Annotated in this window: 20 protein-coding genes and 1 pseudogene; 12 read left to right on the top strand and 9 right to left on the bottom strand. The window is 71.2% G+C overall.

All coding sequences use genetic code 11. The annotated features are described in order from the left end of the window. The first annotated feature begins 85 nt into the window (after window positions 1–85). From MICAU_RS21855 to MICAU_RS21825, 7 genes are read left to right on the top strand one after another with little or no spacing between them, the layout of a single operon-like run. Window positions 86–1,036, top strand: coding sequence for a branched-chain amino acid ABC transporter permease (locus tag MICAU_RS21855; RefSeq protein ID WP_013287519.1), 951 nt, complete (start codon window positions 86–88; stop codon window positions 1,034–1,036). After that, window positions 1,033–2,172: a branched-chain amino acid ABC transporter permease gene (locus tag MICAU_RS21850; protein WP_013287518.1), complete on the top strand. Its 1,140-nt coding sequence runs from the start codon at window positions 1,033–1,035 to the stop codon at window positions 2,170–2,172. Before MICAU_RS21855 ends, MICAU_RS21850 begins: the two co-directional genes overlap by 4 nt. After that, window positions 2,165–3,010: an ABC transporter ATP-binding protein gene (locus MICAU_RS21845; protein WP_013287517.1), complete on the top strand. Its 846-nt coding sequence runs from the start codon at window positions 2,165–2,167 to the stop codon at window positions 3,008–3,010. The genes MICAU_RS21850 and MICAU_RS21845 overlap by 8 nt, the downstream gene beginning before the upstream one ends. Next, window positions 3,000–3,710 carry an ABC transporter ATP-binding protein gene (locus tag MICAU_RS21840; protein WP_013287516.1) on the top strand — a complete coding sequence of 237 codons (711 nt, stop codon included), beginning with the start codon at window positions 3,000–3,002 and terminating at the stop codon, window positions 3,708–3,710. The genes MICAU_RS21845 and MICAU_RS21840 overlap by 11 nt, the downstream gene beginning before the upstream one ends. A 27-nt stretch (window positions 3,711–3,737) precedes the next feature. Continuing rightward, window positions 3,738–4,643, top strand: coding sequence for an ABC transporter substrate-binding protein (locus tag MICAU_RS21835; RefSeq protein WP_013287515.1), 906 nt, complete (start codon window positions 3,738–3,740; stop codon window positions 4,641–4,643). A gap of 4 nt (window positions 4,644–4,647) precedes the next feature. After that, window positions 4,648–5,625, top strand: coding sequence for an amino acid ABC transporter permease (locus MICAU_RS21830; protein ID WP_013287514.1), 978 nt, complete (start codon window positions 4,648–4,650; stop codon window positions 5,623–5,625). Window positions 5,626–5,678: 53 nt separating this feature from the next. Further along, complete coding sequence (locus tag MICAU_RS21825) at window positions 5,679–6,431, top strand: amino acid ABC transporter ATP-binding protein (protein WP_167545759.1); 753 nt, start codon at window positions 5,679–5,681, stop codon at window positions 6,429–6,431. 66 nt (window positions 6,432–6,497) lie between these two features. Here the strand turns inward: MICAU_RS21825 and MICAU_RS32535 are convergent, their stop codons facing one another. Then, on the bottom strand, window positions 6,498–6,758 hold the full coding sequence (locus MICAU_RS32535; RefSeq protein WP_167545743.1) for a hypothetical protein: 261 nt from the start codon (window positions 6,756–6,758) through the stop codon (window positions 6,498–6,500). A 624-nt stretch (window positions 6,759–7,382) separates the two neighbouring features. Between MICAU_RS32535 and polA the strand changes: the two genes are divergently transcribed. Further along, on the top strand, window positions 7,383–10,082 hold the full coding sequence (polA, locus tag MICAU_RS21820; protein WP_013287511.1) for a DNA polymerase I: 2,700 nt from the start codon (window positions 7,383–7,385) through the stop codon (window positions 10,080–10,082). 41 nt (window positions 10,083–10,123) lie between these two features. Here the strand turns inward: polA and MICAU_RS21815 are convergent, their stop codons facing one another. The 7 genes and pseudogenes from MICAU_RS21815 to MICAU_RS21785 form a co-directional block, all read right to left on the bottom strand. Next, window positions 10,124–10,531, bottom strand: coding sequence for a MerR family transcriptional regulator (locus tag MICAU_RS21815; protein ID WP_013287510.1), 408 nt, complete (start codon window positions 10,529–10,531; stop codon window positions 10,124–10,126). A 7-nt stretch (window positions 10,532–10,538) separates the two neighbouring features. Next, the gene (locus MICAU_RS21810; RefSeq protein WP_013287509.1) at window positions 10,539–11,288 is read right to left on the bottom strand and encodes an SDR family NAD(P)-dependent oxidoreductase; all 750 of its coding nucleotides are present in this window, start codon (window positions 11,286–11,288) and stop codon (window positions 10,539–10,541) included. A gap of 40 nt (window positions 11,289–11,328) precedes the next feature. Beyond that, entirely contained in the window at window positions 11,329–12,195 is an 867-nt protein-coding gene (locus tag MICAU_RS21805) for a CPBP family intramembrane glutamic endopeptidase (protein ID WP_013287508.1), read from the bottom strand. Between the two features lie 44 nt (window positions 12,196–12,239). Next, window positions 12,240–12,584: pseudogene (locus tag MICAU_RS21800) on the bottom strand (DUF3140 domain-containing protein); the annotation flags it as partial. Further along, a complete protein-coding gene (locus tag MICAU_RS21795; RefSeq protein WP_013287506.1) occupies window positions 12,571–12,789 on the bottom strand; it encodes a hypervirulence associated TUDOR domain-containing protein in 219 nt (72 codons plus the stop codon). The gene MICAU_RS21795 and the pseudogene MICAU_RS21800, both read right to left, overlap by 14 nt. 41 nt (window positions 12,790–12,830) lie before the next feature. Continuing rightward, window positions 12,831–13,382: a Uma2 family endonuclease gene (locus tag MICAU_RS21790; protein WP_013287505.1), complete on the bottom strand. Its 552-nt coding sequence runs from the start codon at window positions 13,380–13,382 to the stop codon at window positions 12,831–12,833. Window positions 13,383–13,489: 107 nt separating this feature from the next. Next, window positions 13,490–14,293 (bottom strand): class I SAM-dependent methyltransferase, encoded by an 804-nt coding sequence (locus MICAU_RS21785; protein ID WP_013287504.1) that lies wholly within the window; start codon window positions 14,291–14,293, stop codon window positions 13,490–13,492. A 312-nt stretch (window positions 14,294–14,605) separates the two neighbouring features. On the opposite strand from MICAU_RS21785, the gene rpsA reads away from it, so the two are divergent. Both rpsA and coaE read left to right on the top strand, forming a co-directional pair. After that, window positions 14,606–16,132 (top strand): 30S ribosomal protein S1, encoded by a 1,527-nt coding sequence (gene rpsA / locus MICAU_RS21780; RefSeq protein WP_047893869.1) that lies wholly within the window; start codon window positions 14,606–14,608, stop codon window positions 16,130–16,132. A gap of 161 nt (window positions 16,133–16,293) precedes the next feature. Beyond that, window positions 16,294–17,472: a dephospho-CoA kinase gene (gene coaE, locus MICAU_RS21775; protein ID WP_013287502.1), complete on the top strand. Its 1,179-nt coding sequence runs from the start codon at window positions 16,294–16,296 to the stop codon at window positions 17,470–17,472. Between the two features lie 51 nt (window positions 17,473–17,523). Here coaE and MICAU_RS21770 read toward each other — a convergent pair whose 3' ends face one another. Beyond that, window positions 17,524–19,143, bottom strand: a complete 1,620-nt coding sequence (locus tag MICAU_RS21770; protein WP_244879648.1) for a hypothetical protein — start codon at window positions 19,141–19,143, stop codon at window positions 17,524–17,526. A 296-nt stretch (window positions 19,144–19,439) separates the two neighbouring features. On the opposite strand from MICAU_RS21770, the gene uvrB reads away from it, so the two are divergent. Continuing rightward, window positions 19,440–21,545 (top strand): excinuclease ABC subunit UvrB, encoded by a 2,106-nt coding sequence (uvrB, locus tag MICAU_RS21765; protein ID WP_013287500.1) that lies wholly within the window; start codon window positions 19,440–19,442, stop codon window positions 21,543–21,545. A gap of 25 nt (window positions 21,546–21,570) precedes the next feature. Beyond that, window positions 21,571–22,407: a helix-turn-helix domain-containing protein gene (locus MICAU_RS21760; RefSeq protein WP_013287499.1), complete on the top strand. Its 837-nt coding sequence runs from the start codon at window positions 21,571–21,573 to the stop codon at window positions 22,405–22,407. Window positions 22,408–22,424: the final 17 nt, after the last annotated feature.

Below are 22,424 nucleotides of genomic sequence, written 5' to 3'. Positions count from 1 at the left end.
CGATTGAGTTGTGATCGCGGGTGCGGCCGGGAGCTGGCTCCCGGCCGCACCCTCTTTTTCTCTTGAGCGACGGAGCGTCCCTCCCTTGGACTTCGACGGATTGTTCTCCAACTTCGGGGAACTCACCACGACCGGCTTGACGCAGGGCGCCATCTACGCCCTGGTCGCGCTCGGCTACACGCTTGTCTACGGCGTGCTCAGGCTTATCAACTTCGCCCACTCCGAGGTCTTCATCGCCGGCGCCTTCGCCGCGATCTGGACCTGGAACGGCTTCGGACTCGACCAGAACTCGCAGGTAAGCGGTATCGGCTCGATCCTGTTCTACCTGCTGGTGGCGATGATCGTGGCGGCCATCGCCTCGGCGGGCACGGCGACTGTGATCGAACGGGTGGCGTACCGGCCGCTGCGGAAGCGCAACGCGCCGCCGCTGGCGTTCCTCATCACCGCGATCGGCGCCTCGATCGCCATCTCCGAGGCGTTCGGCGTCTACACCCGGCGTCTGCCGGAGGGCGCGCCCCGGCTGGTCAGCTCGGAGCCGCTGTTCCACATCGCCGGCGTGCCGATCGACGCGGTGCAGCTGCTCACGATCGGGTCCGCGCTGGTGATGATGTTCGCGCTGGACCAGTTCATCAACCGCAGCCGTACCGGCCGTGGCATCCGCGCGGTCGCCCAGGACGCCAACACGGCGGCCCTGATGGGCGTCAACAAGGACCGCATCATCCTGATGGTCTTCATCGCCGGTGGCACCATGGCCGGTGTCGCGGGCCTGCTCTACGACGTGCGGATCCAGACGCTGACCTACAGCGTCGGCTTCCTGCTGGGCCTCAAGGCGTTCACCGCGGCGGTGCTCGGTGGTATCGGCAACCTGCGCGGCGCGTTGGTCGGCGGCTTGCTGCTCGGCGTCGTGGAGAACTACGCCTCGGGCCTGTTCGGTAGTCAGTGGAAGGACTTCGCCGCGTTCGCGGTGCTGGTCGTGCTGCTGATGTTCCGGCCGACCGGTCTGCTGGGCGAATCACTGGGGAGGGCACGCGCATGACGACCACCATCGACCCGCCGGAGCGGCGGGAGACGGCGGCGGACAAGCTGCGGCAGGGTCGGCGCGCGATCTCGGAGCGCTGGCATCACGCACCGCGCTGGGTGCGCTGGGTGCTGCTGGCCGCGGTCATCGTGTTCTTCTACGCGCTGCCGAACAAGGAGTTCTACCAGTACCTCGGGCCGATCCCGACGCCCGGGGCGAACTTCACCCAGGTGCTGTTCACGGTCTCGATCTACGTGCTGCTGGCGGTCGGGCTCAACATCGTGGTCGGCTTCGCCGGCCTGCTCGACCTCGGCTACTTCGGCTTCTTCGCCGTCGGCGCGTACACGGTCGCGGTGCTGACCTCGCCGAGCAGCAACCTCAAGACGCTGTGGCCGTGGCTGCTGGTGGTGCCGATCGCGATCGGCCTGACCATGGTCTCGGGCGTCATGCTGGGTACGCCGACGCTGCGCCTGCGCGGTGACTACCTGGCGCTGGTGACGCTCGGCTTCGCCGAGATGATCCGGATCGCGGCGGTCAGTTCCGAGTTCCTGAGGGGACAGCGGGGCTTCAGCGAGATCCCGCACCCGCCCGGCCAGTACGCCGACGGCCGGCCGTGGTTCGGCGTGCTCGACGCCCGCCCGTACTACTGGCTGGTGCTCACGCTGATCATCCTGGTGGTGATCGGGGTGCGGAACCTGACCCACAGCCGGGTCGGCCGGGCCTGGATCTCGATCCGCGAGGACGAGGACGCGGCCCAGCTGATGGGTGTGCCGACGTTCAAGTTCAAGCTGTGGGCGTTCGCCTCCGGCGCGGCCATCGCCGGCCTGGCCGGCGCGTTGTTCGCCGGTAAGCAGAACTTCGTCAACTCGCAGAACTTCGAGCTGCTCAACTCGATCATCATCCTGGCCGCTGTCATCTTCGGCGGCTCGGGCAACATCGTCGGTGCGATCGTCGGCGGTGGCCTGGTGGCGTACATGATCGAGCGGTTCCGTGGCATCGAGCTGTTCGGCATCGAGCTGTACGAGTACCGGTTCCTCTTCTTCGGCCTGGTGCTCGTGGTGATGATGATCTTCCGGCCGCAGGGCCTGATCCCGAACCGGCGACGAGCGGCGGAGTTCAAGGACCGCCGCAAGGAGGTGATCGTCGGTGAGTGACACCGAGCAGACCCCGGCCGTTCCGGCCCAGGCGGCGGCCCCCGCCGTCGAGACGGTCAACGAGCGGGAGCCGTTGCTGGAGGTCGACCACGTCACGCTGCGCTTCGGCGGTGTGGTGGCCCTCAACGACGTGGACTTCACCCTCTACAAGGGTGAGATCCTCGGTCTCATCGGCCCGAACGGCGCCGGCAAGACCACCTGCTTCAACGCGATGACCGGCATCTACCAGCCCACCGAGGGGCAGATCCGGTTCCTGGGCCAGAAGATCAGTGGCAAGAAGCGCCACCAGATCACCCGCATGGGCATGGCCCGTACGTTCCAGAACATCCGTCTCTTCCCGGAGATGACCGCGCTGGAGAACGTCCAGGTCGGCGCGGACGCGCACCACAAGACCAGCGTGATCTCCGCCCTGCTGCGCCTGCCGCGGCACTGGAAGGAGGAGCGCGAGGGCCGGGAGAAGGCCGAGCGCCTGCTGGAGTTCGTCGGCATCCGCAACCGGATGCACGAGTTCGCCCGCAACCTGTCCTACGGCGAGCAGCGCCGGCTGGAGATCGCCCGCGCGCTGGCCACCGACCCGAAGCTGCTCTGCCTGGACGAGCCGGCCGCCGGCTTCAACCCGGCGGAGAAGGAAGAGCTGCTCCAGCTCATCCGGCAGATCCGGGACCAGGGCGTGACGGTGCTGCTGATCGAGCACGACATGCGCCTGGTGATGGGCGTGACCGACCGGATCGTGGTCCTGGAGTTCGGAAAGAAGATCGCCGAAGGGCTGCCCGCCGAGGTGCGGGACAACCCGAAGGTGGTCGCGGCGTACCTGGGGGTGCCGGACGATGCTGCTTGAGATCGAGGACGTGAGCCTGCTCTACGGGCGGATCCAGGCGCTGCACGGCATCAGCCTGACCGTGGACGAAGGGGAGATCGTCGCGCTGATCGGCGCGAACGGCGCCGGCAAGTCCACCACCATGCGGGCGATCTCCGGCATCCGGCCGGTCGCCTCCGGCCGGATCAAGTTCGCCGGTGAGGACATCACCAAGCTCCGGGCCGACCTGCGGGTGCGGCGCGGGCTGTGCCAGGCGCCCGAGGGCCGGGGCATCTTCCCCGGCATGTCGGTGCTGGAGAACCTGGACATGGGCGCGTACACCCGGCGCGACAAGGCCGGCATCGCGCAGGACCTGGCCCGGGTGCTGGAGCTGTTCCCGCGGCTGGCCGAGCGGCGCAAGCAGCCCGGCGGCACGCTCTCCGGCGGTGAGCAGCAGATGCTCGCGGTCGGCCGGGCGCTGATGAGCCGGCCGAAGCTGCTGCTGCTCGACGAGCCGTCGATGGGTCTCGCGCCGATGCTGATCCAGCAGATCTTCACGATCATCACGGAGATCAACCAGCAGGGCACCACAATCCTGCTGGTGGAGCAGAACGCCCAGCAGGCGCTGGCGCGGGCCCACCGGGCGTACGTGCTGGAGACCGGCCGGATCGTCAAGAGCGGTTCCGGCGCGGACCTGCTGCACGACCCCTCGGTCAAAGAGGCCTACCTCGGCGTGGCCTGACCGACCCCTCGCAAAAGGAGTACAGCCATGTTCCACCCCAACCCCGGACGGCGGGCGGCGCTCGGCGTCGCCGGTGCGGCCGTCCTGCTGCTCTCCCTCGCCGCGTGCGGCGAGGAGGAGAGCACCACGCAGCCCGGTGACGGCCCCAGCGTCTCGTCGTCGGCGGACGCCGCGCTGGCCGCGAAGGTTCCGGACGCGATCAAGTCGGACGGCAAGATCGTGGTGGGCACCGATTCCACGTATGCCCCGGCGGAGTTCCTGGACACCGACGGCAAGACCGTGGTCGGCTTCGATGTCGAGCTGTTCACCGCCGTGGCGGCCAAGCTGGGCCTCAAGGCGGAGTTCGTCTCGGCGCCGTTCGGCGACATCATCAACGGCGTCAACTCGGGCAAGTACGAGGCGGGCGTCTCGTCGTTCACCATCAACGACGAGCGCAAGGGCCAGGCGAACATGGTCAGCTACTTCCAGGTCGGCACCCAGTGGGTGACCAAGAAGGGCAACCCGGCCGGCGTCACCCTCGACAACGCCTGCGGCAAGAAGATCGCGGTGCAGAAGGACACGGTCCAGGTCGAGGACATCCAGAAGCGGTCCAAGGCGTGCACCGACGCGGGCAAGCCGGCGATCACCATCGACCAGTTCCCGGGCCAGGACGCCGCTACCGCCGCCGTCGTGTCCGGCAAGGACGACGCGATGCTCGCCGACTACCCGGTCGGTGTGTACGCGGTGACGCAGTCCAACGACGCCCTGGAGCTGCTGGACAAGCAGTACGAGGCGGCGCCGTACGGCTACGTGCTGGCCAAGGAGCAGACGCAGCTGGCCGAGGCGGTGCGCGACGCGACCAAGGCCGTGATCGCCGACGGCTCGTACAAGCAGGTGCTCGACAAGTGGAAGGTGGGAGACGGCGCGATCACGGACCCCGCGATCAACCCGTGACGACATGACCACCGAGGAAGCGACAACCGCACGGGCACGGCCGGAACCGATCAAGGCCGTGCCCGTGCGGCACCCCGGACGATGGGTCGCGGTGGCGGTGCTCTCCGTCCTGGCCGCGATGTTCGTCCACCTGCTGGTCACAAACGAGGCCTTCAACTGGTCCTTCATGGTCGACAAGATGTTCCGGCCGCCGATCATCGAGGGCCTGCTGCGCGGCACCGTGCTGATGACCGTCAGCGCGATGCTGATCGGCGTCACGCTCGGCGTGGTGATCGCGGTGATGCGGCTGTCGGACAACCCGATCCTGCGCGGCGTGGCCTGGCTCTACACCTGGTTCTTCCGAGCCGTGCCCCGGCTGGTCCTGCTGGCCGTCTTCGGCAACATCGGCATCCTGTGGAGCCGGGTCGAGTTCGGGGTGCCGTTCGACACCCAGATCGGCCAGCTGTTCGGCATCGACAACCTGCAACTGCGGCTGTTCGGGTTCTCCTCCCGTGACATCCTCACCGGCTTCATGGCCGGTCTGCTCGGCCTCGCGCTCTCCGAGGCCGCGTACATGGCGGAGATCGTCCGGGCCGGCATCCAGTCGGTGGACCCCGGCCAGACCGAGGCCGCCCAGGCGCTCGGCCTGAGCCGCGCCCAGCTGCTGCGCCGGGTGGTGCTGCCGCAGGCGATGCGGGTGATCATCCCGCCGACCGGCAACGAGACCATCGCCATGCTCAAGGACACGTCCCTGCTGCTCTACGTACCGGTGAGCGTGGAGCTGTTCTTCCAGCTCGACGCCGTCGGTAAACGGACGTTCCAGATCTTCCCGATGTACGTCGCGGCCTGTCTGTGGTACCTGTTCCTGACCAGCATCCTGCTCGTCGGGCAGTACTACCTGGAACGCCACTTCGGCAAGGGCTACGGCGTGACCGGACGGGCCCGGCTGAAGCTGCGGGGGATGACGGCTGAGGCCGGCGGCGGCGCGGGGGTGGTGAAGTGACCGAGCTGACCGTACCCGCGCAGGGCACCGCGCCGAGCGCCGAGTCCGGGCTGATGGTGCGGGCCGAGCAGGTGCACAAGTCGTTCGGGCCGCTGGAGGTGCTCAAGGGCATCGACCTGGAGGTCCGCTCCGGCGAGGTGTGCTGCCTGCTCGGGCCCTCCGGCTCCGGCAAGTCGACGTTCCTGCGCTGCATCAACCACCTGGAGAAGATCGACGCCGGCCGGATCTGGGTGGACGGCGATCTGATCGGCTACCGGGAGCGCGGCGGCAAGCTGTACGAGATGCGGGACAAGGAGGTCGCCGCGCAGCGCCGTGCCATCGGCATGGTGTTCCAGCGGTTCAACCTGTTCCCGCACATGACGGTGCTGCAGAACGTCATGGAGGCGCCGGTGCTGCTGCGCCAGGCGAAGAAGGCGCAGGCCCGGGAACACGCCGCGCAGCTGCTGGACCGGGTGGGGCTGGGCGACAAGCTCGGCGCGTACCCCGGTCAGCTCTCCGGCGGCCAGCAGCAGCGGGTGGCGATCGCCCGGGCGCTGGCCATGCGGCCGAAGCTGATGCTGTTCGACGAGCCGACCAGCGCGCTCGACCCGGAGCTGGTGGGCGAGGTGCTGGACACGATGAAGAACCTGGCCCGCGACGGCATGACGATGATCGTGGTGACCCACGAGATCGGCTTCGCCCGGGAGGTGGGTGACCATCTCGTGTTCATGGACGGCGGCGTGGTGGTCGAGCAGGGCGACCCGCGCGAGGTGATCTCGGCGCCGCAGCACGAGCGGACCAAGGCGTTCCTGGCCAAGGTTCTGTAGGGAGGTTTGGAGGTGCAGGCAGGCGCTCCCCGCGCCGGTGAAATCCGGAGTACCTGCCTGCACCGATCAGCAGTAGCCGATGATCCAATTATTGTCGAAATAGATGCTCACCCATCCAGCGTAGCCGTTGGCGGGCACGGGTTTGCAATATAGCCAGTGCCCCTGGGTGCGGATCTTCATATTGACGACGCGCGAGCACTGGTTACGTACTATGTACTGATAGATGCCGTCCTGGCTGGTGCCGAAGTCATGGCGGATCCCGCAGGTGCCAGGATCAGCTTTTGCCGGGCTTGCGCCCATTGGAATGGCGATGAGCGATGCCGTCATTGCGGCGGCCGCTATTACAGCCTTGCCGTTCCCCAATTGCCTATTCCCTCCTGGAGTCGTCTCCAATGCCTAGTTAGCAGTTTTCTGCCCAGAAGTACCGGAAGGCCCAGGTGTCGCTCCACCATGCGTCACCATAGGCCGGAATCGTTTTACAGGAACCCTTTCGTGTCGCTCCTGTGGTCTCGTACTGCCAGACGATTCGGACTCGGATGGAGCTTCCGCACTTGTTCCGGATCTGGTAAAGGGCGTATGGGTTGGCATCTGCGATCGCCCCTGACACCCAACAATGTCCCGGATCGGCGGACGCGCTTTCAGTAGTGACACCCATCAGGCCGGTAGCTGCGAGCGCTGCAGTGGCCGCTGTGGCCGCAATCTTGACCTTCATGAACGTTAGCTAATTTGCGCATTGAATATTATCAAGCATTGACATATCTCCTTATCCGTGATAATTGCTGGCGGAAGTCATTCGCCCATTTTGGTGGTTCTGAACTCGTCCCTTTGAAGTAATGCGCACCTGCGGTTGTGGAGGCAAGCGCGGTCGGTGGTGAGACTGGTTGACCTGCTTAGGCTCTCTACCAGCCGTGCTGCACGAGGTTGTCGGGCGTACGGACTAGAGTCGCAGCCGTGACAGCTACGACGCCGCGCCTGCTCCTCGTCGACGGACATTCCCTGGCATATCGGGCGTTCTTCGCCCTGCCTGTGGAGAACTTCTCCACCACCACGGGGCAGCCGACGAACGCCGTCTACGGCTTCACCTCGATGCTGATCAACGTGCTGCGCGACGAGCAGCCGACGCACATCGTCGTGGCGTTCGACGTCTCCCGCCGCTCCTTCCGCACCGACAGGTACGCGGAGTACAAGGCCGGCCGCAGCGAGACCCCGACCGACTTCAAGGGCCAGGTCAGCCTGGTCAAGGAGGTCCTCGCCGCGCTGCGCGTGCCGGTGGTCGAGAAGGAGGGCTACGAGGCCGACGACGTCATCGCCACGCTCGCCTGCCAGGCCCGCGACCAGGGCATGGACGTGCTGATCACCACCGGCGACCGGGACGCGTTCCAGCTCGTCGGCGAGCGGGTGACGGTGCTCTACCCGCGCAAGGGCGTCTCCGACCTGGCCCGGATGGACCCGGCCGCGGTCGAGGCGAAGTACGGCGTCACCCCGGACCGCTACCGCGACCTGGCCGCGCTGGTCGGCGAGACCAGCGACAACCTGCCGGGCGTGCCCGGCGTCGGCCCGAAGACCGCCGCCAAGTGGATCAACCTGTACGGCGGCGTCGAGGGCGTGGTGGCCCGCGCCGACGAGATCAAGGGCAAGGCCGGCGACAGCCTGCGCGAGCGGCTGGCCGACGTGATCCGCAACTACGAGATCAACTGCCTGGTCTCCGACCTGGAGCTGCCGGTCCGCCCCGAGGACGCCCGCTGGCAGGGCTGGGACCGCGAAGCGGTGCACCAGGTCTTCGACACGCTTCAGTTCCGCATCCTGCGTGACCGGCTCTACCAATACCTGGAAGCGGTCGAGCCGGAGGCCGAGGCGGGCTTCGATCTCGCAGGCGAGGTGCTCACCGAGCCGGGCGCGCTCGCGGGCTGGCTCGGCACGCACGCCCCGGCGGGCGCACCGGTCGGCCTGGCGGTCACGCTCGACACCGGCCCCAACCGCCGGCACACCGCCACGGTCACCGCGATGGCGCTGGCCACCGCCGCCGGCGCGGGCGCCTGGTTCGACCCGAGCCGGCTGGACGCCGACGACGAGGCCGCGCTGGCCGGGTGGCTGGCCGACGCGGAGCGCCCGAAGGTGCTGCACGACAGCAAGCCGGCGGTGCTGGCGTTCGCCGCGCACGGCTGGGAGCTGCACGGCATCGCCCGCGACACGCAGATCGCCGCCTACCTGGCCCGCCCCGACCAGCGCTCCTACGACCTGACCGACCTGGCGCTGCGCTACCTGCACCGGGAGCTGCGCGTCGACGCGCCGGAGACCGGTCAGCTCACTCTCGACGGGCTCGGCGACGAGGGCGTGGCCGAGCAGAACCTCATGCTCCAGGCCCGCGCCACGCTCGACCTGGCCGACGCGATCGACGCCGAGCTGTCCCGCGACGGCGAGCAGTCGGCCCGGCTGATGGCCGGCGTGGAGCTGCCGCTGATGCGGGTGCTCGCCACCATGGAGCGCACCGGCATCGCCGCCGACACCGACTACCTCTCCGAGCTGGAGGCGCACTTCGCCGCCGAGGTGAAGGCCGCCGCCCAGGGCGCGTACGAGGTGGTCGGCCGGGAGTTCAACCTCGGGTCGCCGAAGCAGTTGCAGGAGATCCTCTTCACCGAGCTGGGCCTGCCCAAGACCAAGCGGATCAAGACCGGCTACACCACCGACGCCGACGCGCTCCAGTGGCTGTTCGCGCAGACCGAGCACCCGCTTCTGCACCACCTGCTGCGGCATCGTGACGTCGCGAAGCTCAAGTCGACTGTCGACGGGCTGCTCAAGTCCGTCTCCGACGACGGCCGCATCCACACCACGTTCAACCAGACCGTGGCGGCGACCGGGCGGCTGTCCTCCACCGAGCCGAACCTGCAGAACATCCCGATCCGCACCGAGGAGGGGCGGCGGATCCGGCGCGCGTTCGTGGTCGGCGAGGGCTACGAGTGCCTGCTCACCGCCGACTACAGCCAGATCGAGATGCGGATCATGGCGCATCTGTCCTCGGACGACGCGCTGATCGAGGCGTTCAACTCCGGGCACGACTTCCACGCCGCCACCGCGTCCTCGGTCTTCACTGTTGAGGTCGGCGACGTGACCGCCGACCAGCGCCGCAAGATCAAGGCCATGAACTACGGCCTGGCGTACGGGCTCAGCGCGTTCGGCCTGTCCCAGCAGCTCGGCATCAGCGCCGAGGAGGCGCGCGGGCTGATGGAGAACTACTTCGCCGGGTTCGGCGGGGTCCGCGACTACCTCCAGGAGGTGGTGGCCCGCGCCCGCCAGGACGGCTACACCTCCACCATCCTGGGCCGCCGCCGCTACCTGCCCGACCTGGTCAGCGACAACCGGCAGCGCCGCGAGATGGCCGAGCGGATGGCGCTCAACGCCCCGATCCAGGGTTCGGCGGCCGACATCATCAAGGTCGCGATGCTGCACGTTGACAGCGCGCTGCGCGACGCCGGGCTGCGGTCCCGGATGCTGCTGCAGGTGCACGACGAGCTGGTCTTCGAGGTCGCCCCGGGCGAGCGCGAGACGCTGGAGGCGTTGGTGCGCAAGCAGATGGGTGAGGCGTACCCGCTGTCGGTGCCGCTGGAGGTGTCGGTGGGCGAGGGCCACGACTGGAACAGCGCCGACCACTGACCCCACCGCCGCCCCACCCGCGCCGGCCACCACCCGCCCGCTCACCCGTCCCGCACACGAGGAGGCGGCGGCGAGAGGAGGGGCGGGGGCGCAGGGGCGGCAGCCTGGAGGGCGGCGGCCAGGCGGTCGCGGACGGCCACCTGGGCGGCGATCCGGGCGTCCAGCACGGCCAGCCGCTCCCGGCCGACCCGCAGCCCGGCCGGAGACGGCGGCGCGGACGCCACGTCCCCGTCCAGGCAGGGCAGGAAGACCCGCACGTCGTCGAGCGTCAGCCCGGCGTCGAGCAGGTGACGGATGTTGCGGACCCGGGTGACCACCGCGTCGTCGTACTCGCGGTAGCCGTTCGCCGCCCGGGCCGAGGCGATGAGACCGTGTTCCTCGTAGTGCCGCAGGGCACGCGGCGTGCAGCCCGTCGCCTTCGCCACCGCGCCGATCCGCACCGCCGTCACCGTCCTCTCACGCGACCACCGCGCCCCCGTCCACCGGCAGCACCACGCCGGTGACGAAGCCCGCCTCCGGCTCGCAGAGCCGCCGGATCGCCCAGGCTACGTCCTCCGGGCGGCCGATCCGGCCCGCCGGGGTGTGCGCGAGTTGCCAGTCCCGCACCGCCGCCCGCCGTTCGGGGGACAGGCCACTGTGCACGCCGATCGGGGTGTCGATCGCGCCGGGCGCCACGGCCACCACCCGGACGCCGCGCGGCGCGAGTTCCACCGCCCAGCTGCGGGTCAGCGAGTCCAGCGCGGCCTTGCCGGCCGCGTACACCGAACTGCCCGGCCAGGCGCGCAGGCCGACGGACGTGGTGACGTTGACCAGCACGCCGCGTGTCGCGGCGAGCGCCTCGACGGCGGCGTGCGCCAGCCGAACGGGTGCGAGGAGGTTCGTCTCCAGTTGCCGCCGGGCGGCGTCCTCGTCCAGGTCCGCCAGCGGCCCGCCGCCGGCCACTCCGGCGTTGTTGACCAGGACGTCCAGGCGGCCGTACCGGTCGAGCGCGGCGCCGACGATCCGGCCGGGACCGTCGGGCGCGGTGACGTCGGCGGTCAGCGGGGTGATGTCCGGCCAGCCGGCGGCGGTGTCCGACAGCGGCGCGGCGCGCCGTCCGACCGCGACGACGGCGTACCCGGCGGTGGCGAAGGCATGTGCGGTGGCCCGGCCGATGCCGGTGCCCGCACCGGTGACCACGGCGACGCGTGGCGTGCGGCGTTCCATGCCGGCATCGTCCGACAGTGCCGCCGGCGGCAGGGTCAAGTCAGAGGCCGAGCAGGACGGGCATCGCGTTGACCGCGCCGTGCACCACGAGCAGCGGCCACATCCGGCGGTACCGCGACCACAGGTAGCCGAGGAACAGCCCGGCGACCCCCTGGTTCACGATCACCGACGCCAGGTCGACGGCGGGCCGGCCGCTGCCCTGGATGGCCACGTGCCAGGCCGCCCACACCAGCGACGCGAGCACGATCGCCGGCCAGCGTCCCAGCAGCGACTCCCATCGGGTCTGCAGCCACCGCCGGTAGAAGACCTCCTCCAGCAGCGCGTTCACCGCGAAGGCCACCAGCAGCGTGACGGCCAGCTCGACCGGCTTGACGGTCCGCCCCCAGTCGCTCGCCGGCACGGCCAGCGGCGTCGCGTAACTGAGCACCAGCCACACCGCCACCGGCAGCGCCGGACCCCACCGGTGGGCGGCGTCCGCCGGGGCCGGGCCCGGCCGCCACCGCGGCGGCCACCGGCGCGCGACCAGGAACACCACGGTGGGTACGCCGAGCAGCAGCGCCAGCTTCAACACGGTGTACGCGGGTTCGCCGCCCAGCAGCGGCATGACGGCGGCGAACGCGATCCCGGCCAGCAGCAGCGGCACCGCCTCGCGGTAGGGCGCGACCGGGTCCGGCCATCTCGGGTCGGGTGCGGGCGGGATCAGCCGGATCAGCGCGATCCCGGCCAGCGCCGGTATCCACCGGCTCCACATCGGTACGGTGCCGTCGTGGTCGGCGCTGTACCGGATGCCGGTGTTCCCGGTCACCACCAGGAGGAGCGCCGCGACGGCGACGAGCCCGAGGCCCGCCACGAGGACCACCCGCCCGGCGCGGGGATGACGGCCGGCGGTCGGGACGTCTGTCGTCATCGCCGGCACGGTACCAACGCGCGGCTAACGGACCGGGCGGCTCAGCCCTTGAGCGGGTCGTGACCCCAGTTCATCAGCGACCAGCGCCACCTGGTGTCCCGGACGTCGCCTGCGGGCCGCTGCGCCAGGTGGCGGTGGACGTACCCGATCACCTTGCGCATGTGCTTGTAGTCGGCGGCGGTGAGGTCGGCGCGCTTGCGGCGCAGCAGGTCGACGATGCGCCGGCCGGAGTCGTGGCCGACCGACTCGCCGCCCTGGGTGCCCTTCTTGTGCCAGCCGACGTGCTTGGACTCCTCGCTCTCCAGCCAGCGGGACAGCTCGCCCGGCTTCATGTTCACCGCGTCGGTGAACTCCCGGTACGTCTGCTGCGGGTCCTCAGCGCGACTCATGGCGCAGCACCTCCGGGCGGTGGGCCACGTCGCGGCCCGAGTCGTCGTTGGTGATCCGGTACTGCGGTTGCTCGGGCGAGGCGTTCACCGTGTGCCCGCGTACGTGGGTGCGCTCGGTCAGTTTCTCCTTGACGACGCCGTACGCCCGGCCGCTGTGGCTGGCCCAGGAGACGTGGTCGCCGGCGCGGAACTCGTTCTCGGCCATGCCGCCCGGTTACCCGCGGCGGGTACCGAGTAACGGCGTGGTCAGGGCCGGATCTCCGCGATCGGCAGCTTGATCGCGAAGGGCTCGGACAGCTCGATCACCTCGCTGCTGTCGTCCACCAGCTCGTACTGCCGCTCGCCGCCGGGGCCGATCCGGTCACCGAGCCGGTACGCGTAGAGGTGCACCGGATCCTGCTCGATCCGCCAGTAGAACGGGATCCCCGCGGCGGCGTACTCGCCCGGCTTGGCGAACCGGTCGACCCGCCGGGTGCCGGGGGAGACGATCTCGACGGCCAGGACGACGTCCGCCGGTCGCAGGAGGGACCTGTCGCTCGGCAGCCCGGCGTGGTGGAGCAGGACGTCCGGTTGGCGGCTGGTGTTGGGGCTGAGCCCGACCCCGACGGCTTGGGACGCCCGCAGGTGAACCGGTGCGTGCGATCGAAGCCAGAGCCACAGCAGGCTGGAGATTGTCTGGTGGCCCAGGGTGGGGGAGGGTGTCGCCTGGATGACTCCGTCGACGAGTTCGACGCGGGGGGCGTCGTCCGGCAGGGTGAGCAGATCCTCCAGCGTGTAGTCCGCACGCTGCTGCCGCATCGGGTCCGGACACCAGGGGCCAGGTGACGCCGGGATGGGCTCGGCGCTCATGCGGCGAGCGTACCGCCGGGTGCCGGAGCCCGTGTCGCACCGGACGTGCGACGCGCTCAGTCCGCCGGCTTCTCCGCGACGAAGATCGCGGTGCCGGGGAACAGCCGCCCGCGCAGCGGGCTCCACTGCCCCCAGATCCCCTCGTGCCCGGCCGGCCACTCCGGCTCCACCAGGTCCAGCAGGCGGAACCCGGCGCCGACCAGCTCCCGGATCCGGTCGCCCAGGGTGCGGTGCTGCTCGACGTACGTGGCCACCCCGTGCTCGTCCTGCTCGACGTAGGGGGAGCGGTCGAAGTACGAGTGCACGGCGGTCAGCCCGCCCTCGCCCGGGTCGTCCAGGAAGATCCAGCGCATCGGGTGGGTGACCGAGAAGACCCATCGGCCGCCGGGGCGCAGCACCCGGGCCACCTCGCGCATCGCGGCCGCCGAGTCGTCCACGAACGGGATCGCGCCGAACGCGGTGCAGACGGTGTCGAACGCCGCGTCGGCGAACGGCAGGGCGAGCGCGTCGGCCTGCACCAGCGGCACGCGTACCCCGGTGCGCCCGGCGGCCTCGGCGGCGTGCCGCAACATGCCGGCGGACAGGTCCAGCGCGACCGGCCGGGCGCCCTGGGCGGCGAGCCAGCGGGCGGCGGCGGCCGCCCCGGCGCCGAGTTCGAGGATCCGCCGCCCGGCGACGTCGCCGAGCAGCCGGGCGTCGGCCTCGCGCAGCCCTTCCGGGCACCAGACGAAGTCGGCGTCGCCGAGGAACGCGCCGTGCTCGGCCTGGTACGTGTCGGCGTCGGTGTCCCACCATCCGCGGTTCGCGCGGCGGATCTCCCCGGCGTCGACCCGTCGGCGGGTCACCCTGTCGTCGTCCACGGGTTCACGCTAGGTCCGGCGGCCCGGACCCGGTGCGGTGGGGTGGTGGCTGGGGCGGATGTGACGGACGAGACAGCTGTGGCACCTTACCGCGCAAAATCTCCGCTTTCGCAGCGGATGAGTTCGCGCGGACCCGGGAGGGCTTGCACGCTGTGGTAATGCAGCGGGTAGGCTAGACGATGCGCTCGCGGATCGTGTGCCTCGGCAGGGAGCAGGTGCGCGGTCACCGGAGCCACTAATGATCTTCTCGCGTCGATCGTTCGGTGTGCCCGGCGACGGATCCGTTGGCGCGGCAGAGTCACCGCGACACCCATGCCCGCTGTGACAACCCATCCGACCGGAGCAACCGCCCACATGACGAGCAGCATCGAGGCCACCTCGAGCGCCAACAAGGTCACCCACGACGACCTCGGCTCTGAGGAAGCTTTCCTCGCCGCGATCGACGAGACCATCAAGTACTTCAACGACGGCGACATTGTCGAAGGCACCGTCGTCAAGGTCGATCGGGACGAGGTCCTGCTCGACATCGGCTACAAGACCGAGGGTGTCATCCCCTCTCGGGAGTTGTCGATCAAGCACGACGTGGACCCGGCCGAGGTCGTTTCGGTGGGTGACCACATCGAGGCCCTCGTCCTCCAGAAGGAGGACAAGGAGGGTCGGCTGATCCTCTCCAAGAAGCGGGCGCAGTACGAGCGGGCCTGGGGCACGATCGAGAAGATCAAGGACGAGGACGGCGTCGTCCGCGGTTCGGTCATCGAGGTCGTCAAGGGTGGTCTCATCCTCGACATCGGCCTGCGTGGCTTCCTGCCCGCGTCGCTCGTCGAGATGCGGCGTGTGCGTGACCTGCAGCCGTACGTCGGCCGCGAGCTCGAAGCCAAGATCATCGAGCTGGACAAGAACCGTAACAACGTGGTCCTGTCCCGCCGTGCCTGGCTGGAGCAGACGCAGTCCGAGGTGCGCACCGAGTTCCTCAACAAGCTCCAGAAGGGGCAGGTCCGCAAGGGCGTCGTCTCCTCGATCGTCAACTTCGGCGCGTTCGTCGACCTGGGCGGCGTGGACGGCCTCGTGCACGTCTCCGAGCTGTCCTGGAAGCACATCGACCACCCGTCCGAGGTCGTCGAGGTGGGCCAGGAGGTCGAGGTCGAGGTCCTGGACGTCGACCTGGACCGCGAGCGGGTCTCGCTGTCGCTGAAGGCGACGCAGGAGGACCCGTGGCGTCAGTTCGCCCGCACCCACGCGATCCAGCAGATCGTGCCGGGTAAGGTCACCAAGCTGGTGCCGTTCGGTGCGTTCGTCCGCGTGGACGACGGCATCGAGGGCCTGGTCCACATCTCCGAGCTGGCCGAGCGCCACGTGGAGATCCCGGAGCAGGTCGTGCAGGTCGGCTCCGAGGTCATGGTCAAGGTCATCGACATCGACCTGGAGCGCCGCCGGATCTCGCTGTCGCTCAAGCAGGCCAACGAGGGCTTCGTCGAGGGCGAGGAGCACTTCGACCCGACCCTCTACGGCATGGCCGCGACGTACGACGACCAGGGCAACTACATCTACCCGGAGGGCTTCGACCCGGAGACGGGCGAGTGGCTCGAGGGCTACGACAAGCAGCGCGAGACCTGGGAGCAGCAGTACGCCGAGGCGCGTCAGCGCTGGGAGGCCCACACCAAGCAGGTGCAGACCTCCCGCGCCGCCGACGCCGAGGCCGCCGCCAACCCGGCTCCGGCCACCACCGGCACCACCACCTCGACCTCGGCCCCGAGCCGTCAGGCCGAGGAGCCGGCCGGCACGCTCGCGACCGACGAGGCGCTCGCCGCGCTGCGGGAGAAGCTCGCCGGCGGCAAGTGACCGGACGCTGACGCCTGTTCGTCCCACCGGACGAACCCGCGACTGCCTCTGACGACGGGCCCCGTCCCCGCGTTCCGCACCAGCGGAGCGCCGGGGGCGGGGCCCGCGTCGTACGCCGGAAGGGTTTGGCATGCGGACGGCAGATCCGGTTGACTGTCCGGGTGCTGAAGGTGGGGCTGACCGGCGGAATCGGATCGGGCAAGAGCGCGGTGGCGAGCCGGCTCGCCACGCTGGGCGCGGTGATCGTCGACTCGGACCGCATCGCCCGCGAGATCGTCGCGCCCGGCACCGACGGGCTGGCCGAGGTCGTCGCCGCCTTCTCCGAGAAGGTCCTGGACGCCGACGGGGCGCTGGACCGGGCCGCCCTCGGCGCGCTGGTCTTCGGCGACGAGGCCGCCCGCCGCACGCTCGAAGGGATCACCCACCCCCGGGTACGCGCGCGCAGCGCCGAGCTGGCCGCCGCCGCCCCCGCCGCCGCGATCGTGGTGAACGACGTACCGCTGCTGGCCGAGGTGGGACTCGCGCCGACGTACCACCTGGTGGTCGTGGTGCAGACGGCCGTGCCGACCCGGATGGCCCGGCTGACCCGCGACCGGGGCATGGCCCCGGCGGAGGCGCAGCGGCGCATCGCCGCACAGGCCGACGACGCCACCCGCCGTGCGATCGCCGACGTGCTCCTGACCAACGACGGCACGCTCACCGACCTGCACGCCGCCGTGGACGCCCTCTGGCGGGACCGCCTGTCGCCCTACGAGCGCAACGTCCGCGAACGCCGCGCCGTCCCGCCCGACCCGACGGCGCTCGCCGGACCGGACCCGACCTGGCCCGAGCAGTACGCCCGGCTGGCCGCCCGGATCCGCCACGCGGCCGGCGGTGAGATCCGGGTCGACCACGTCGGCTCCACCGCCGTGCCGGGACTCGCCGCGCCGGACGTGATCGACATCCAGGTGACTGTGTCCTCGCTGAACGAGGCGGACGGGCCGCTCGCGCAGCGGCTGGCCGAGGCGGGTTTCCCGCGGCTGCCGGGCGAGTGGTGGGACGCCCCGCGACAGCCGGAGCCGGTGCGCTGGGCCAAGCGGCTGCACGGCGGCGCGGACCCGGCGCGTCCGGTGCGCCTGCACCTGCGGGAGGCCGGTTCGCCCGGCTGGCGGTACGCGCTGCTGATGCGCGACCACCTGCGCGCCGACCCGGCGCGGCGGGCCGACTACCTCCAGGTGAAGCGGGAGCTGGCGGCCGCCGCGCCGGAGCACGCCGCCTGGGGCACGGTGACCGATCCCTGGTTCGACGAGGAGCACCTGCGTGCCGAGGAGTGGGCCGCGCAGACCGGCTGGCGGCCCTGACCGGGCCGTCCCGGCGGCGCCGGTTCGGCGGACCGCGGAGGCCGCGCCGGTTCAGCGCGACGTCGAGGCCGACGATCCGCCGCTGCCCGCCGCACGGCCCGGCGTGAGGTCCAGCCGGATCCACACGCCCGGCCCGGTCCGCAGTTCCATCCGGTGCGGCACACCGCCCCGGTCCAGCCACAGGCGTCTGCCGCCCGGCACCTCGAACACGTCGACCGTCCGGTCGCCCAGCCGGTCCTCCCGGACCCGGACGGTGTCACCGGCGGGCGCGCGCCGGGCCGCCCGCAGCGCCGCGTCGAGCAGCCGGTCCAGGTCGTCGCCGGGCGGGCGCGCGGGGGCCGCGAGCAGCGCGGCCAGCACCGGTGCCGGGGGAGTGGCGGGCCCGTCGGGGGATCGCTGCACCTCGGCCACCCGTCCCGGCCGGACCCACCGGAGGGTACGCCTGCCGCTGCCCTCCTCGGTCACCGCGAGGTACGCCGACGGGCTCGTCCAGTCCACCGTGCCGGTGGCCCGCAGGTTCGCCGACGGGGCGAGCGGAGCGGCCACCGTCACCGCCGCGCCGCGCAGTGCCCGGAGCCGGGCGGGCAGCGCGGCCAGCCGGGCGATTTCGTCGTCGGTGAGCGCCCGGGGCTGCCCGGGCCGGCCGCCGAGGGCGTCCACCGGATGCAGTGTGGGCCGGTCGGCGCGGGTCAGGTCGACGGTGACGGGTGTGCCGTCGGCCAGCCGGCCGGTGAGCCGGTGCAGCCGGGCGTCGGCGTCCACCCACAGCGTCGGCCGCGGGTCACCAGGCGGTGCGAGGGGTGCCTGGAGCACGTCCACCGGGATGCCGCCGACCCGGTCGGCGCGTAGCCACCGGCCGTCCGCGGCGGGCCTGTCGACCCGGTCGGCGCCGAGCCCGATCAGCAGGTCGCGTACCGCGCCGAGGCTGTGCCCGCCGGCCGGGGACCGCATCCGCCACCGGTCCGCCGGCGGCACCAGCGGGGGCCGGGCCGGGGTGGGCAGCGCGCCGGGGTCGGGCCGCACCAGCAGCGCGGACGCGGTGGCCTGGACCAGGCCCCGGTCGTCGCCCGCGCCCGGGCCGCCGACGTCCAGATAGACCAGGGGGCGGGCCCAGTCGACCCAGCCGACCAGTTCGGTACGGGCGCCGCCGGCGCCGACCGTGACCCGGACGCCGGCGCGTACGTCGCGCAGGTTGGTGACCCGCAGCGCGGCCACCCGGTCGGCCTCGGCGGCGGTGAGCGGGCGTGCCGTCCCGGTGTCGTCGCCGCGGCCGGGTACCCAGGTCAGCAGCCCGGCGACGAGCGTCGCGGCGGAGAGCGCGGCGGCTGCCACGAGCGCGGCGAGCGCGATCCGGCGCCGGTCCGGCCCGTCCGGCGGGTCGTCGGCGCCGTCCAGTTCCGGGTCGCCGCCCGGCCGGGTGGTGAGTGTGGGACGGCGGCCGGCGAGCGGGTCGGCGCGGCGGCGCCGGCCGGCCACGGTGGCGGGCCGGGTCGGTGCGCCGGTGCGGCCGCGGCGGTGGCCGCGACCCGGTTCCCGGGGTACGGCCTGGTCGCCGTCGCCACGTGCGGAGAGCCGGTGCGGGCGGCTCACGCCGCGCTGGCGGCCCGGCTCGTCGGCGGGCGGGGGCGTGCCGGGCTCGCGTCGCGGCCGGCGGTCGGGAGAGGTCCCCACGAGTGGAGAACGCGAGAGCGGGGGTTCGGTGACGAGCAGGGGCGCTCGCGGCGGCCGGTCAGCGCTGCGCGCGACCACCGTCGGCGCGCACGCCGGTCGTCCCGGGTGCTGCGGCCCTGGCGCCGGGGGCGACCGGCCCGCGAGGGGCGATCACCGGCCCGGTCGGCCGCCGCGAGCGGCCTACGGTACGAGGGTAGACCGGTGAGATGAGCCACACAATGGGAATATCGAAGCCGATCAGGGACGGTCGGTGGTCGTGGCCGGAAGTGTCGGACCGCGGGCGTACGGTTGGTGTCATGGCGCTCGACATTCCCCGGCTCGACGGCCGCTTCCAGGTCGTCAGTGAGTTCCAGCCGGCCGGTGACCAGCCGGCTGCCATCGACGAGCTTGAGCGTCGCGTGCGGCGCGGCGACCGCAACACGGTGCTGCTCGGCGCGACCGGCACGGGCAAGAGCGCCACCACGGCGTGGCTGGTCGAGCGGCTCCAGCGGCCGACCCTGGTGCTCGCCCCCAACAAGACCCTCGCCGCCCAGCTCGCGAAGGAGTTCGGCGAGCTGATGCCGCACAACGCGGTCGAATACTTCGTCTCCTACTACGACTACTACCAGCCCGAGGCCTACATCCCGCAGACCGACACCTACATCGAGAAGGACTCCTCGATCAACGAGGAGGTGGAGCGGCTGCGGCACTCGGCCACGATGTCGCTGCTCACCCGGCGGGACGTCATCGTGGTCGCCACCGTCTCGGCGATCTACGGCCTGGGCACGCCGGAGGAATACCTCGACCGGGCCGTGCGGGTCAAGGTCGGGCAGGAGCTGGACCGTGACCAGCTGCTGCGCCGGCTGGTCGACATTCAATACGCGCGCAACGACATGGCCTTCCAGCGCGGCACCTTCCGGGTCCGCGGCGACACGCTGGAGATCATCCCGGCGTACGAGGAGCTGGCGGTCCGGATCGAGCTGTTCGGTGACGAGATCGAGAAGCTCTACTACCTCAACCCGCTGACCGGTGACGTGGTCCGCGAGGTCGACAGCCTGATGATCTTCCCGGCCACGCACTACGCCGCCGGTCCCGAGCGGATGGAACGGGCGATCCGCGACATCGAGGCCGAGCTGGGCGAGCGGCTGGCCGAGCTGGAACGGCAGGGCAAGCTGCTGGAGGCCCAGCGGCTGCGCATGCGCACCACCTACGACATCGAGATGATGCGCCAGGTGGGCTTCTGCTCCGGCATCGAGAACTACTCCATGCACATCGACGGCCGGCTGCCGGGCAGTCCGCCGCACTGCCTGCTCGACTACTTCCCCGACGACTTCCTCACGGTGGTCGACGAGTCGCACGTGACCATCCCGCAGATCGGCGGCATGTACGAGGGCGACGCCTCCCGCAAGCGGATGCTCATCGACCACGGCTTCCGGCTCCCCAGCGCCGCCGACAACCGGCCGCTGCGCTTCGACGAGTTCCTGGAGCGGGTGGGCCAGATGGTCTTCCTCTCCGCCACCCCCGGCCCGTGGGAGCTGGAGCAGGCGCAGGGCGAGTTCGTCGAGCAGGTGATCCGGCCCACCGGCCTGATCGACCCCGAGGTGGTGGTCAAGCCGACCAAGGGGCAGATCGACGACCTCATGCACGAGATCAAGCTGCGTACCGAGCGGGACGAGCGGGTGCTCGTCACCACGCTCACCAAGAAGATGGCCGAGGACCTCTCCGACTACCTGCTGGAGAACGGCATCCGGGTGCGCTACCTGCACTCCGAGGTCGACACCCTGCGCCGTGTCGAGCTGCTGCGCGAGCTGCGCAAGGGCGACTACGACGTGCTGGTCGGCATCAACCTGCTCCGGGAGGGTCTCGACCTGCCCGAGGTCTCGCTCGTGGCGATCCTCGACGCCGACAAGGAGGGCTTCCTGCGCAGCGGCCGGTCGCTGATCCAGACCATCGGTCGCGCGGCCCGTAACGTCTCCGGCCAGGTCCACATGTACGCCGACAAGATCACGCCGTCGATGGCGGACGCGATCGACGAGACCAACCGGCGCCGGGCCAAGCAGATCGCGCACAACGAGGCGAACGGCATCAAGCCGGAGCCGCTGCGCAAGAAGATCCACGACATCCTCGACGACATCTATCGCGAGGCGGAGGACACCGAGAACAGCAACGTCGGCGGGGCCGTGCGGCAGTTGTCGCGGGGCAAGGCGCCGGTCAAGGAGACCCGCAGCCGCCGGGGCGCCGCGGCCACCCCGTCGCGGGAGGGGATGGCCCGGGCCGACCTGGCCAACCTCATCCAGGAGCTCAACGACCAGATGCTCGCCGCCGCGCGCGAGCTGCAGTTCGAGCTGGCCGCGCGGATCCGCGACGAGGTGGCCGACCTCAAGAAGGAGCTGCGCGGGATGGACGCCGCAGGGGTCCGGTGACCGGCGTGACGGCCGAGGCGGCGCGATGCTGACCGAGGCCGTCATCGGGCGGCCCGACCCGCGGCTGCGCCAGTGGGTGGACCGCTACCTCGGCTACCGCGAGGACGCGCCCGTCCCGCTCGTACGCCGGGAGGTGGCGGGCGCGTTCGTGGTGCTGATCCTCGGCTGGGGCGACCCCCTCGACGTGACCGACCCGCGTGCCCCCGGTGAGGGCGCGTACGCCGCCAACGCCTTCCTGGCCGGCCCGTTCGACGGCTGGTGCGCCACCCGGACGGCCGGAACCGGCACCGGGGTGCAGGTGCTGCTCACCGCCCCGGCGGCACGCCGCCTGCTCGGGCTGCCCCTGGCCGAGCTGACCAACCGGGTGGTGCCTCTCGACGCGGTGGCGGGCTGGCTGGCCCGGCTGCGCGACGAGCTGGCCGGCGAGCCGGGCTGGCCGGAGCGCTTCGCCCGGCTCGACGCCGCCCTGGCCGCACGGCTGGCGGCGACCGCGCCGCTGGACCCGCACCTGGCGGCGGCCTGGCGGCGTCTGGACGGCAGCGGGGGAGCGGTCGGCGTGACCACGCTCGCCGGGGAACTGGGCTGGTCCCGCCGCCACCTGTCGGTCCGGTTCCGGCGGGAGTTCGGCCTGCCGCCGAAGACCGTCGCCCGCCTGCTGCGCTTCGAGCGGGCGTACGCGAGCCTGGGCCGGACGCTGCTCACCGCGGACGCCGCCGTGCCGGACGACGCCGGGTGGGCGGAGCGGGCCGCCCGGTGGGGCTACTACGACCAGTCGCACCTGATCCGGGAGTTCCGCGAGTTCGCCGGCGCCACTCCGGCCGCGCTGACCGCACCCGGATCGCATTCGTCCAATCCGGCCTGACCGCCCCGGCGGCAGAC

Origin of the sequence: Micromonospora aurantiaca ATCC 27029, from assembly GCF_000145235.1 — a bacterium.
In the GTDB taxonomy this organism is placed as follows: Bacteria; Actinomycetota; Actinomycetes; order Mycobacteriales; family Micromonosporaceae; genus Micromonospora; species Micromonospora aurantiaca.
Note: the sequence above shows the minus strand (reverse complement) of the source record. Positions and strands in the feature narration are given on the sequence as shown.

Coding starts and splice junctions, on each gene's coding strand:
- MICAU_RS32535 (WP_167545743.1), bottom strand. CDS start 6,758: ATGACGGCATCGCTCATCGCCATTCCAATGGGCGCAAGCCCGGCAAAA.
- rpsA (WP_047893869.1), top strand. CDS start 14,606: ATGCCCGCTGTGACAACCCATCCGACCGGAGCAACCGCCCACATGACG.
- MICAU_RS21840 (WP_013287516.1), top strand. CDS start 3,000: ATGCTGCTTGAGATCGAGGACGTGAGCCTGCTCTACGGGCGGATCCAG.
- MICAU_RS21830 (WP_013287514.1), top strand. CDS start 4,648: ATGACCACCGAGGAAGCGACAACCGCACGGGCACGGCCGGAACCGATC.
- MICAU_RS21850 (WP_013287518.1), top strand. CDS start 1,033: ATGACGACCACCATCGACCCGCCGGAGCGGCGGGAGACGGCGGCGGAC.
- MICAU_RS21810 (WP_013287509.1), bottom strand. CDS start 11,288: ATGGAACGCCGCACGCCACGCGTCGCCGTGGTCACCGGTGCGGGCACC.
- MICAU_RS21805 (WP_013287508.1), bottom strand. CDS start 12,195: ATGACGACAGACGTCCCGACCGCCGGCCGTCATCCCCGCGCCGGGCGG.
- MICAU_RS21760 (WP_013287499.1), top strand. CDS start 21,571: ATGCTGACCGAGGCCGTCATCGGGCGGCCCGACCCGCGGCTGCGCCAG.
- MICAU_RS21835 (WP_013287515.1), top strand. CDS start 3,738: ATGTTCCACCCCAACCCCGGACGGCGGGCGGCGCTCGGCGTCGCCGGT.
- MICAU_RS21825 (WP_167545759.1), top strand. CDS start 5,679: ATGGTGCGGGCCGAGCAGGTGCACAAGTCGTTCGGGCCGCTGGAGGTG.
- uvrB (WP_013287500.1), top strand. CDS start 19,440: ATGGCGCTCGACATTCCCCGGCTCGACGGCCGCTTCCAGGTCGTCAGT.
- MICAU_RS21795 (WP_013287506.1), bottom strand. CDS start 12,789: ATGGCCGAGAACGAGTTCCGCGCCGGCGACCACGTCTCCTGGGCCAGC.
- MICAU_RS21790 (WP_013287505.1), bottom strand. CDS start 13,382: ATGCGGCAGCAGCGTGCGGACTACACGCTGGAGGATCTGCTCACCCTG.